Source organism: Chloroflexota bacterium (assembly GCA_016197225.1).
Taxonomy (GTDB): domain Bacteria; phylum Chloroflexota; class Anaerolineae; order Anaerolineales; family VGOW01; genus VGOW01.
The window spans coordinates 1-11,386 of the sequence record JACPWC010000010.1; the positions used below are offsets into that span (position 1 = coordinate 1).

The window sequence follows — 11,386 nt, forward strand, 5'->3', positions numbered from 1 at the left end:
AATCTGGCCGTCATCCACCAGCCCCCACAGGCCGTCGGAGCAAAGCAGAATTTTGGTGTCGGGCGTCAGGCGCTGGGTGTAGACATCCACTTCCAGGCCGTCGCCCTGGCCGATGGCCCGGTAGAGCACGTTGCGCTGAGGGTGGATGGCGGCTTCGGCGGGCGTAAGCTGGCCCAGTTCCTGCAAGCGCCGAACCAGCGAATGGTCGCGCGTCAACTGTTCCAGCCCGTTGGCAGTGATGAGGTAAGCCCGGCTGTCGCCGACGTGGCCGATGATGACCTGGTCGTTGAAGACGAGGGCGGCGGTGCCGGTCGTGCCGCCTTCGCCCACCGCTTCACGCACAGCCAGGTTGGCATGAGTGAGCGCCTCGCCCAGAACTTCCTGCAAGGGAGCGCGCTCTTCATCGTTGCTGTTGTCGCTCAACAGGGAGAGGTAGACACGGCGGGTCACGTCACGGGCCACGCTCCGGGCGGCCACGGCGCTGGCCCGTTCGCCCATGCTGTGCCCGCCCATGCCGTCGGCGACGATGTACAGGCCAAAGGAGGGGATTTTCTCGTCGCCGTCAAAGGTGCTGGTGAGGGTCAGCAGGACGTCTTCGTTGTGGTCGCGCATCCGGCCCACACTCTGGGCGTGCGCCACACGCAGAGGCGAGTTGCTGGCGGCAAAGGCAGGCATGTTCAGGGGCGCGGTGGCGGCCTGCTGGGCCTCGGCGGAGAAGGTGTGCGGGGGCACAAGCGGAGCGGTCTTGGCGGATTCCGGTTCGGTTTTCTTCCCAAACAACTGCTGAATGAATTTCATCATGGATATCTGAAGGTCCCAAATAAAGCGCTCAGCCCATGCCCGTTCAAGCCGATAACGCGTAAAGGTTGTGATCGGTCGAGCCGATGTACACCACGTCGTCTACCACGCTGGGCGACGAGATAACGGCGCCTTCGGTCTTGAACTTCCAGCGCAGTTTGCCATCTTTCATTTCAATGCAATACACGTACCCATCCACCGAGCCAAAATAAATGGCGTTCTTGTAAATGGCCGGACTGGAGGCAATCTGGTCGCCGGTCTCGTATTTCCAGAGCACTTTGCCGTCGCGCACGCTGAGGGCATAAAGGTTATTGTCGGCAGAGCCGATGTAGATCGCCTTTTCTGTCACCGCCGGCGAAGAGACGACCGGCTTCTGGGTGCGCGCCTTCCAAAAACCCCAGCCCGAGTTGGCTTCGATGGCATGCACGTGATAATCGGCGCTCCCGACGATGATCAGTCCGTCCACAAAGTTGGCCGAGGAGGTGATGGCCCGTTTACTACGGTAGCGCCACTTAAGCGCGCCGCTGAAGTCGAGGCTATAGAACTCGCCGGCTTCACAGCCGAAGAACACCCGCGCTTCTTTCTCCAGCACAAAGGGCCGGGAGCGAACCGGGGCCGGGGTTTCGTACACCCACGCTTTGCGGCCACCCTGCATGTTGATGGCGTGCAGGTGCCGGTCGTCGGAGCCGACAAAGATGTGGCCCTGGGCGGCGCGGGCGGTGCAACGGACGCTTTCGCCGGTCTGGTAGCTCCACAGGGGCCGCCCGGTTTCGCCCGTCAGCGCATAAAGCTTGCCGTCTTCCGAGCCGATGTAGACATTGCCGTTGTCGTAAATGGGCGAGGCGGCAAAGCCGCCCTCAGAGGCGTACTTCCAAACGAACTTGCCGCCGTCGCGCGAGAGGGCATAGAGGTTGTTGTCGTAGACGCTGACATACACAAATTTGCCCACCGGCAGAGGCTGACTACGAATCTCATCTTCACATTTGAACACCCACAAGGGTTTGATGCCGGTGTCGAACGCGGGAACCAGCAGGCCGGTCTCCTGACCGGTTGGCATCATGACGGGTATGTTGGGGAGCGCCGCAGTTCCACTGGCCGGCAGGGTCGAGGTTCCGGGCAGAACCGAAGTGCCCAGGTTGGGAATGACGGCTGGCGTTGAGACAATCACTTGCGCGCCCCGCTGGAGGGCCACCAACGCCTCTTTCGTTGCGGCGGCGGAGGGGAAGCGATCTGTCGGGTTATAAGCCAGCGACTTGTTGACGATGGCCTCGAACCCCAGCGAGACCGAGGGATTGATTTTGCGGATGGGCCGTTCGGCAAAAGAGAAGGGCGGCTCGGCGCGCGGGTCGCGCTTGGTAAGCAGGTGGTGCATGGTTGCGCCGAGCGCGTAAAGATCGCCCGCCGGGCCGGCCTCGCCCCGGTACTGCTCCGGCGGCGAGTAGCCCTCGGTGCCGATCATCGTCCCCTTTTGCCCGGCCTGGAATCCTTTGGCAATGCCGAAGTCTATGAGCCGAATGTTGTTGAGCTGATCGAGCATCACGTTCGACGGTTTCATGTCACGGAAGACAATCGGCTCCGGCTGGTTGGAGTGCAGGTAAGTGAGCACGTCGCACAACTGGATCGCCCACTCGACAATGGTCGCCTCTGGCAGGAAGCCGGGCGTGTCATTGAGAACGGCCTCGAGGTCTCTGCCTTCAATGTATTCCATGACCAGGTAGGCATGGTCTTCCTGATTGAAGAGGTCGGAGATTTTAGGGATGGCCGGGTGGCTGTAGACATTTTTTCAAATTATGTTTGAAATTTAAAAATCTCATAATATTATAAAATTAGTAATTTTGGTTGTGTCCCAATTAAATTAATTAATTTTTGCATCCTTAATAATCAAAAAAAAGGGGTAAAAGTTTCGATCGACTTATAGCGGGGAGATGGATGCCGCGCAATTCCCTTAATTCACGGTTAACACCTCGTGCAGAGAGTATTCGCCCGTCTTGCCTTTGATGGGCAGTTCGATGTGCCGACCGATCTGAACGTGGCTTTTGACTTGCTCGTAGGCGTCTTCGGAGATGAGGAACTCGGTTCGGGCTTCTTTGTTGGCGCTTTCGATGCGGCTGGCCAGGTTGACGGCGTCGCCGATGGCGGTGAGCCGCCGCCGCTCGCCCACCCCGACCACGCCCAATACCACCTCGCCAAAGTGGAGGCCGATGCCGATCCGGAAATTGGTCTTGAACTGGGCTTCAAAATAGGGTTGCATGGCCTCGACGGCGGCCAACATCTCCACCCCGGCCCGCACCGCTCGCAGGGTGGCGTCCGGCGCATCGTCCAGGCCGAAGAGGGCCATGATGCCATCGCCCATGAAGTTGTCAATTTGCCCGCCGTGCCGGTTGATGATGGAGCCGACCCGGTTAAAGTAGCGGTTGAGGACGTGAATCACGTCGTAAGGCAGGTGCGCTTCGGAGAAGGCGGTGAAACCGCGAATGTCGGAAAACAGAATGGCGATTTGCTTCTCTTCGCCCACACTCCGGGGGGCGGTTCCCCCGGCCACTTCCTGATCCACCAGTTCTTCGTCTTCGTTGTCAATCACCAGCCGCCGCAGAGTCACATCACCGCCGAGGGTGGTCTGGCAGGCCAGGCGCACGGCGGGGCTGAAGTGCCGCCGCTCGGCCATCTTCTGTTCTTTTTCGTTGCGCGGGCAACAGTGCTCCAGCCCACTCAGCACCAGCACGCGGCAGGTGGAGCAACGGGCGTTGCCGCCACAGACGTGGGTGTGCGGGATGCCGTTTTGCAGGGAGGCCTGGAGGATGGTGGTGGCCGGCTCAACTTCGATCAGCTTTTCGTTTTGGTAAGTGATGTGCGGCATACAGTCTCCTGTGGGAGAGTATAGCCGGAGGAAGCAGGTGAGGCAAACAGGTGAGGGTTACAGTTGCATTTCAAATTTCCCGGAGCCTCGCCATGTAGCCGCGACTGTCCCTGCTCTAATTGATGCTATGCAGGCAGGTTTTGTTTGAGTTGATTTGACTACCAGCCGGTTTTGTTTGATCTCCCATCGCAACTATAGTACACTCTGCCAAAACCCCTTATAGGAGAAAGACAAATGGCAACTGCGAAAAAGACCGCCAGGAAAACAGTGAAAAAAGCCGCCCGGAAGGCGGCCAAACCGGCAAAGAAAGCCGCGCCCCGCGCCCGCCGCGCCGCCAAATCGGCAAAGCCGAAAGGCCCGCCCGAACGTGTGGGCGTGCTCGAAATCGCCGGTCATCCGGCCACCATCATCGGCAACGACGTCGTCGTCGGCCAGACCGCGCCGGAGTTCACGGCCCAGGCCAACAACTGGTCGGTCTTTCAAGGGCTGGCTTCCACGGTCGGCAAAGTTCGCGTCCTGGCTGCCGTGCCGTCACTCAGCACCAGCGTGTGCGACAAAGAGACGCGCACTTTCAATGAGCGGGCCTCAGAATTGGGTGAGGATATTCGGGTGATGGTGATCAGCGCCGACCTGCCGGCCACCCAGAAGTTGTGGTGCGGCAACGCCGGAGTGGATCGGGTGCAAACCGTCTCCGACCACCAGGACATGGACTTTGGCGTCAAATACGGGACGTATATCAAAGAGCGCCGCTACCACCGGCGGGCGGTGTTCGTGGTGGACAGGAACGGCAAGGTGGCGTACGTGGCCTACATGCCTCACCTGGGCATGGAGCCAAACTACGACGAGGTGTTGGCGGCGGCCAAAGCGGCGCTGTAAGATTTCAACCAACTTCAGTGGACGTTTAAGCGGAGCTTTGCTTAAACGCAAAATCTCAAAAGCGCAGAGCCGCAAAGGATAATATCTGGCATTTTTCTTTGCGTCCTTGCGCCTTGTCGTTAAAGAGGCTTTATCGGAAATAAGCTCATAGCCCGCGTCCTCGCGGGCGGCCAACCGCGAGGACGCGGTTGGGGAGCGTCATAATGTTATTCCCGATAAGGTTTAAGCTTTTAACGCATCCGAAGGACGCCTACGGCGAGACGCAAGGGCGCAAAGAACGCAAGGATTCTTTTTTTATTCCTTTGCGTCCTTGCCTCTTTGCGCCTTTGCGTTAACGATGTTGACCCGGGTCGGTGGAGCCGATCTTATTCAACTTCCTCTTCAACCAGCGACGCCGGGCGCTTCCACGCCGGCAATTTCGAATCCTGGTCGGCCAGCAATTGGCGCAAATCAATAATCTGATCTCGCAGAAGCGCCGCCTTCTCGAACTCCAGCGCATGGGCCGCTTCCTTCATTTGCTTCTCCAGTTCGGCGATCATCTTGTTGAGTTCGGCCCTGGGTAGCTGAGGCGGCGTCCCCGTCTTGTATTCGCCGCGCTCCTCAGACACTGCCGCCAGGCGCATGGTCAGGTCGCGCACGCTCTTGACGATGCTGGCCGGGATGATGCCGTGCTCTTCGTTGTGCTTCTGTTGCACCGCCCGGCGGCGGTTGGTCTCGTCAATCGCCGACTTCATCGAGTCGGTCATCTTGTCGGCGTACATGATCACCGTGCCGCGCACGTGCCGCGCCGCCCGGCCAATCGTTTGCAACAGCGAAGTGTTGCTTCGCAAAAAACCTTCTTTGTCGGCGTCGAGGATCGCCACCAGCGACACCTCCGGCAAATCCAAACCTTCGCGCAACAGGTTGATGCCGACGACCACATCGAACACGCCCAGCCGCAAGTCGCGCAGGATGCCGATGCGATCCAGCGTCTCCACTTCCGAGTGCAGGTAGTGAACTTTGATCCCAAGTTCCATCAGATACTCGGACAAGTTCTCGGCCATCCGCTTGGTCAGGGTCGTCACCAGAACCCGTTCCCCGCTTTCGAGCCGCTTCCTGATCTCAGTCACCAGATTATCAATTTGACCGGTCGAGGGCCGCACATCCACTTCGGGATCAACCAGGCCGGTGGGGCGGATGATCTGCTGAATCACTCGTTTCGTCTTCCCCAACTCGTAAGGCCCCGGGGTAGCCGACGTGTAAATGACTTGCCCCATCCGCTCTTCAAACTCTTCAAAGTTCAAGGGCCGGTTGTCGAGCGCCGACGGCAAGCGGAAACCATATTCGGCCAGCGTCTGTTTACGCGAACGGTCACCGCCGAACATGCCCCGGACTTGCGGAATGGTCATGTGGCTCTCGTCAATCACCAGCAAATAGTCGGGCGGGAAGTAGTCCACCAGCGTCGAGGGCGGGCTTCCGGCGGCGCGCTGATCCATGTGGCGCGAATAGTTCTCGATGCCGGAACAGTAGCCCACCTCGCGCAACATCTCCAAATCGTAGCGCGTTCGCTGTTCGATGCGTTGCGCTTCCAGGTGTTTGTCGTTGGCCTTGAAGACTTTGATCTGCTCCTCAAGCTCGGCTTCGATGTCGGCGATGGCCTGCTTGAGCTTGTCTTCTTCAGCCAGAAAGTGGCGAGCCGGGAAGATTTCCAACTGCTTGTGCTCGGCCAGAACTTCGCCTGTTACCGGGTTGAGTTCCATCAACTGCTCGATCTCGTCGCCAAAGTACGAGATGCGGTACACCGTTTCGGCGTAAGCCGGCATCACCTCCAGCGTGTCGCCGCGCACCCGGAAGGTGCCTAGCTTGAGTTCGGTGTCGTTGCGCTGATACTGGCTGTCCACTAAGTGGCGCAAAAGCGCATTGCGGCGCAGAGCCTTGCCCGCCTCTAAATGAATGACTCCCCTGGCATACGACTCCGGGTTGGCCAGGCCGTAAATGCACGAGACGGAAGCCACGATGATCACGTCTTTGCGCGACACCAGCGACGCGGTCGCCGCCAGCCGCAACCGTTCGATCTCTTCGTTGATCTCCGTTTCCTTCTCGATGTACAGGTCGTGGCGAGGGACGTAGGCTTCGGGCTGGTAGTAGTCGTAGTAAGAGACGAAGTATTCGACGGCGTTCCTGGGGAAGAAGTCCTTGAACTCGGCGTAGAGTTGGGCGGCCAGCGTTTTGTTGTGGGCCATGATCAACGCCGGGCGCTGGGTTTGGGCGATAACGTTGGCGATGGTAAAGGTTTTTCCGGTGCCCGTCGCGCCCAGCAAAATTTGATCCCGTTCGCCGGTATTGATGCCGTCCACCAGCTTCACAATTGCATCTGGTTGATCGCCGGTCGGTTGAAATTCAGAGACAAGTTCAAAGGGTGGCATGTTGTAACCTCTTCGGAGAACATACATTCTAGCATACGGGCCACAAAAAACGGACGTTTGTGACGCCCGTTTGGATATTGTAGGGCGAATTGGCAATTCGCCCTACAAGAGCCGGGGTTGGTCGGCATCAGGCGGCGACCCCGACCACCCGTATTTTTTCAAATCAACCCGATCACGCTCGTCAAAGATCACGCCCTCTTCTTCAAGCAAATGTCGCTGGAGCTGTTCACCGCCGCCCCGCCTCACGCTAACCTTGCCCTGCGCGTTGATCACCCTCTGCCAGGGCACATCATCCGGGCAGGCGGCCATGGCCGCCCCCACCCAGCGCGCGCCCACCGCTCGATACTCGTCCGCCTCCACGCCCTCCGGTGGCGGAATCATCAGCGCAATCTGGCCGTAAGTGGCAACCTTGCCGCGCGGAATCTGGCGGACGATCTCCCAGACACGGGTGTTGAAGGCAAGCGGATCAGGCGGTGAGGTATACATGGAATGTTGAACCGCGAAGCCGCAAAGATCGCGAAGTCATTTTGTTCTTCTTAGCGTCCTTCGCGCCTTCGCGGTGAAATTCTACCGAACGTAGATCGGATTGCTGAATATCCAGCCGCGTTGCTGGCCTTTGAACGGGATGTAAGCTTCGACGCGATACGCGCCTGGCTCGGTGGTGATGTAAGTGAGGTGGGTGTCGTTCTCTTTTTTGACGACGACTTTGCCATTGCCCACCAGCCGAATCTCCGCTTTGGCCGGCACTGAAACCTGGAGCGTGACTCCGGCCCCGCCCGGAATCTCGTCGCCGATGATCGCCGTTGCCTTGTCGCCCTGCGCCGAAAAGCGAAAGCCCTTTGTGGGCGCAGGCACTTCGTAACCTACAAAGCAATGACCGTCGCGCAAGGCGTTGAAGATCAGATCACAATCGTGCTCGTAGTCGCCGTTCAACGAGTCGGGCAGGAGAAGATGGGTGTTGACGGCGCGGAAGCAGTGCTCGTAAGGGAAGATGACGGCGGAGCGCCCGAACATGTGATACGTCGTGCCATGCACGTCCGAGTTGCCAATACCCACAATGCGCCCGCCCGCTTTCGCGGCCAGCAGTTCGTCCCATTTCTTCAACGCTTCGGGATGCGGGCCTTTGATGCCTTGCTCTGGGTTAGAGGCAAACTTGATCGCCGCCGCCGGCGAGGTGAGCAGGCCGGCAAACTCGCTCATGTAGTTCCAAATCTCAAGGCCGTGAAAGCCGCTCACATCCCAGCGCCGCCAGTGAATTGGCTCGTAGTTAACAAGGGCTGTGCCGTAATCAAACGGGTGGGCCAGGAAGGCCAGGCCTTTGGCCTCATTCACACCGTCGAGTAGAAGTTGCGGATCGTGGGCCAGGGCCGCCAACTCGCGCCCGGTGTTGTAAACCAGCAAGTGATTACTCTGCGGCTGAAGCGCCTGGTCATGCACTTCTTCGCCGGTGATGACCAGCACCTTTTTCTTGCCGTCGTCACTGCAATGATAGGGCGGGATGCCCTGCACCCATACGTTGTGGTCGGTGACGACGATGAAGTCCAGCCCGGCCCGGATGGCGGCCTGGGCGATGTCGGCGTGATACCACTCGCCGTCGGAGTACGGCGTGTGCATGTGGAGATTGCCGATGGCTTCTACTAGAGGCATGATCAAATTCCGTTCCGGTCAACACTCTCAGTCGTTTGCGATTCGCCCGCGGCGGCGCAACGGCTCAAAGCGTTCCATCGCGGCCCGGACTTCGATTCACTCGTGGCTTTCGTATTTAAAGGAAAGTTTTACCTTCGCCCGATAGAGATTCACCTTGCCGTCTTCGATCTGCATATCCAACTGGACGACCTCGGCGATGCGAAGGTCGCGCACGCTTTGGGCGGCCCGCTCCACCGCGGCCGCCGCCGCTTTCTCCCATGACTCGGTGCTGGTTCCAACCAACTCGATCACCTTGTAAACGCTTTCTGCCATTTTAGTCTCCTTTTGTTTTATAACCGCCGTTCCCCCGGCCCGGGTGAGCTGGCGTTGGCGATCCGTTCAGGCGCTATCCGAGGCCCGCAACTACCGATCCTACACCGGGCGCTCGCCCTGTCAAGCGATGTGATCACCCTTTGCCTGCACATGGTAGACCCTACGGCCTTTTTGTTTGCCCATCATGGCCCTCGCCTCGCCCACGCTGGCCGAGGCGCTGTTGGCAAGGGGAGTCGGGCCCGTTGGGGCTGAGTAGACCATGGGCCGCTGGCTGAGACCAGCGGCCTCTTGTTTTGTATTGGCATAAGGCTCATAATCGTGCGTAGCTGGTGTGTCGGTTGGGCGGCTTTCAGTGATACGGCCTAGCAGTTCTCAACAGGAGAGGTCATATGGTTGAAAACTGGCGATGTGTTCAATGTGGTTCTCTCAATCCTCCAAGACGAAGTAAGTGTTGGCAGTGTCAAACTGATCGGCCAGCAGGCACCAACGCCCAAAGCCAACCAACGAAAATATCCAACGCAGATACCAAAAAGGACGAACGTGCTGATCCGTTTGTTCTCATTCTCGCCTCGGCTGCCGGTCAAACTATCCTATATGCCCTCATCGCTGCCAGCCGAATTAATTTAACAGCCGAAGTATTAGGCCTTTTGCTTGTTTACTTCATTATACGAATAGTAGGTATGGCTATTGTCGTCGGCGTGTTGCGCGCGTTCAAGGCCCGACCCACGACTGAACTTGTACTGGTTGTAGCTATTACCCTGATTCCTATCTGTCAAGCCTGGAACTAACACAGCCAAATCTGGTGCGTCTCAATTGCGAAGTTTCGGGTGATTCTGGCGGGAGTCTTCCCACGAAAGGTCTTTAGATCGCCGCGTTGGGTTCTGCTGAATGAGGATGCCTATTTGCTCTTTTCTGTGGCGCATTGCCGTTGTTGCCTTGCTGGTAACAGCGTGTGGTAGCCCTGCGTCTGGCATTCCAATGAGTACCAACGCGCCTTCACCATCTGGCCGCACGGCTACTGCGAGTGAAATCGTCAATATCGTTGAAGCACGAACCTCTGCCGATAGTGCATTTACTCGAATAGCCAAAGGGTATGTTTTGCGTGAGGATGGCCAGATTCAGACTGGCAATGCTTCAGGGGCGCGGCTTGAACTGGCTGATAGCACGGTCTTTTACATTGGCCCAAATTCATCCCTCACCATTGATCGCATCACACCTCTTGAAGGCTTTTTGCTGATTGGCTTGCAACTGGAAGCGGGCAAAATCTGGATCAGCGTGCCGGGCGGTAAGCTAGAAGTGACTTCGCCAGTAGGCACAGTCACTATGCAGGGCGCTTACGGTGTCATCGAATACAATCCTGCCGCTGACGTGTTGACTCTGGATTGCATCACTGGATCATGCCAAGTCGCAAACAGTACCGTTGATGAAAAACTCGGCAACCAAGAGCAGATCGTATTGACCGAGGGAGGCAAGCAATTCACGAGAAGCCGCTTAGGTTTTGAGGCTGTTGAAGATTTCGTACATAATAACCCTGAGACGGGGCAATTTGTTGTAGCAACCCTGATGGCCGCCTCAACGCCGATAGTTGTTTCAGAGACTCCCTCTCCGGTTGCCCCGTCGTCCACTACTGCGCCGACTGATACACCATTACCTAACCCCACTCGAACCCCAACACCTACCAAGACGGCCACAATCACTTTCACTCCATCACCTACAAGGACTCGACCACTACCCCCCACACCAACCGTATCTCAAAGCCCTTGCGCTATCGGCGGTTGCCCTTATCACCCGCCTGGTTGCGACATTAAGGGCAATGTTTCATTCAACACTGGCGAAAAGATTTACCATGTCCCTGGCGGCGAGTTCTATGACGCTACTGTAATCAATCCTGATTTCGGCGAGCGTTGGTTTTGCACAGAAGATGAAGCGATAGCCAACGGTTGGCGCAAGTCCCAGCGATAAAGTAAAAGGGAACTACTAACCTATGTTGATACCAGCAAAGCAGACGCAAGGTAGCATATGGGAATATATCTTCTCCCAAGCAATTGAGGAAACAAGCGGCGGACTAAGTGTGTCACCACGTAGCCCGCCATAGTCAAAGCGTATTGGAGGCACGTCATGACCGCGAACAATCCTACCACGCCCCCTTTCCCAGTGTTCCTGCGATTAGCAAAGAATCGCCTGAATTGATTGAGGCCTAAGGTGAGAGATGGCTGAGGTATTGGCGAAACATTGCACGGTGTCCAGCTTGTGATTAGTGAGAGGTCAGTTATGAATACAGTGAGCCTAAAGTTATCTCACCTGCTTGGTATCATAATGGTTTCTACAATAGTAGCATTGGCAGTGGCATTCCGGAATGTGTCAACCCTTTGAGACAACTTGGTTGGGAATTTAGTGTAGATCGTCCGTGTCTACACCAGTAGTTTTCGGCAAGTCAGCCGGGGCAGCCAGCGTCACCTGCGGCGGGTTGATCCAGACCGCCGTCGGTAAG

10 protein-coding genes are annotated in these 11,386 nt (G+C 57.5%); 3 read left to right on the forward strand and 7 right to left on the reverse strand.

Features of this window, described 5'->3' with window-relative positions; genetic code table 11:
* From HYZ49_01775 to HYZ49_01785, 3 genes are all read right to left on the reverse strand, one after another.
* On the reverse strand, window positions 1–801 hold an 801-nt coding region (locus HYZ49_01775; protein MBI3241007.1), incomplete at its 3' end, for a serine/threonine-protein phosphatase.
* Between the two features lie 43 nt (window positions 802–844).
* Window positions 845–2,506, reverse strand: coding sequence for a serine/threonine-protein kinase (locus tag HYZ49_01780; protein MBI3241008.1), 1,662 nt, complete (start codon window positions 2,504–2,506; stop codon window positions 845–847).
* 237 nt (window positions 2,507–2,743) lie between these two features.
* Window positions 2,744–3,655 carry an adenylate/guanylate cyclase domain-containing protein gene (locus HYZ49_01785; GenBank protein MBI3241009.1) on the reverse strand — a complete coding sequence of 304 codons (912 nt, stop codon included), beginning with the start codon at window positions 3,653–3,655 and terminating at the stop codon, window positions 2,744–2,746.
* A 234-nt stretch (window positions 3,656–3,889) separates the two neighbouring features.
* On the opposite strand from HYZ49_01785, the gene tpx reads away from it, so the two are divergent.
* Window positions 3,890–4,531, forward strand: coding sequence for a thiol peroxidase (gene tpx, locus HYZ49_01790; GenBank protein MBI3241010.1), 642 nt, complete (start codon window positions 3,890–3,892; stop codon window positions 4,529–4,531).
* A gap of 365 nt (window positions 4,532–4,896) precedes the next feature.
* Here tpx and uvrB read toward each other — a convergent pair whose 3' ends face one another.
* The 4 genes from uvrB to HYZ49_01810 form a co-directional block, all read right to left on the reverse strand.
* Window positions 4,897–6,936 (reverse strand): excinuclease ABC subunit UvrB, encoded by a 2,040-nt coding sequence (gene uvrB / locus HYZ49_01795; protein ID MBI3241011.1) that lies wholly within the window; start codon window positions 6,934–6,936, stop codon window positions 4,897–4,899.
* Window positions 6,937–7,038: 102 nt separating this feature from the next.
* The gene (locus HYZ49_01800) at window positions 7,039–7,422 is read right to left on the reverse strand and encodes an MGMT family protein (GenBank protein ID MBI3241012.1); all 384 of its coding nucleotides are present in this window, start codon (window positions 7,420–7,422) and stop codon (window positions 7,039–7,041) included.
* A gap of 81 nt (window positions 7,423–7,503) precedes the next feature.
* Complete coding sequence (locus HYZ49_01805; GenBank protein MBI3241013.1) at window positions 7,504–8,583, reverse strand: PHP domain-containing protein; 1,080 nt, start codon at window positions 8,581–8,583, stop codon at window positions 7,504–7,506.
* A 96-nt stretch (window positions 8,584–8,679) separates the two neighbouring features.
* On the reverse strand, window positions 8,680–8,895 hold the full coding sequence (locus tag HYZ49_01810; protein MBI3241014.1) for a dodecin domain-containing protein: 216 nt from the start codon (window positions 8,893–8,895) through the stop codon (window positions 8,680–8,682).
* Between the two features lie 389 nt (window positions 8,896–9,284).
* Here HYZ49_01810 and HYZ49_01815 point away from each other — a divergent pair, with 389 nt between their 5' ends.
* On the forward strand, window positions 9,285–9,683 hold the full coding sequence (locus HYZ49_01815) for a hypothetical protein (protein MBI3241015.1): 399 nt from the start codon (window positions 9,285–9,287) through the stop codon (window positions 9,681–9,683).
* Between the two features lie 190 nt (window positions 9,684–9,873).
* Window positions 9,874–10,857 carry a FecR domain-containing protein gene (locus tag HYZ49_01820; GenBank protein ID MBI3241016.1) on the forward strand — a complete coding sequence of 328 codons (984 nt, stop codon included), beginning with the start codon at window positions 9,874–9,876 and terminating at the stop codon, window positions 10,855–10,857.
* Window positions 10,858–11,386 lie beyond the last annotated feature (529 nt).

Excerpts from the sequence above, each read along its gene's own strand:
- HYZ49_01820 (MBI3241016.1), top strand. The coding sequence starts at position 9,874 with ATGAGTACCAACGCGCCTTCACCATCTGGCCGCACGGCTACTGCGAGT.
- HYZ49_01785 (MBI3241009.1), bottom strand. The coding sequence starts at position 3,655 with ATGCCGCACATCACTTACCAAAACGAAAAGCTGATCGAAGTTGAGCCG.
- HYZ49_01815 (MBI3241015.1), top strand. The coding sequence starts at position 9,285 with ATGGTTGAAAACTGGCGATGTGTTCAATGTGGTTCTCTCAATCCTCCA.
- HYZ49_01810 (MBI3241014.1), bottom strand. The coding sequence starts at position 8,895 with ATGGCAGAAAGCGTTTACAAGGTGATCGAGTTGGTTGGAACCAGCACC.
- HYZ49_01800 (MBI3241012.1), bottom strand. The coding sequence starts at position 7,422 with ATGTATACCTCACCGCCTGATCCGCTTGCCTTCAACACCCGTGTCTGG.
- uvrB (MBI3241011.1), bottom strand. The coding sequence starts at position 6,936 with ATGCCACCCTTTGAACTTGTCTCTGAATTTCAACCGACCGGCGATCAA.
- HYZ49_01780 (MBI3241008.1), bottom strand. The coding sequence starts at position 2,506 with ATGGAATACATTGAAGGCAGAGACCTCGAGGCCGTTCTCAATGACACG.
- HYZ49_01805 (MBI3241013.1), bottom strand. The coding sequence starts at position 8,583 with ATGCCTCTAGTAGAAGCCATCGGCAATCTCCACATGCACACGCCGTAC.
- tpx (MBI3241010.1), top strand. The coding sequence starts at position 3,890 with ATGGCAACTGCGAAAAAGACCGCCAGGAAAACAGTGAAAAAAGCCGCC.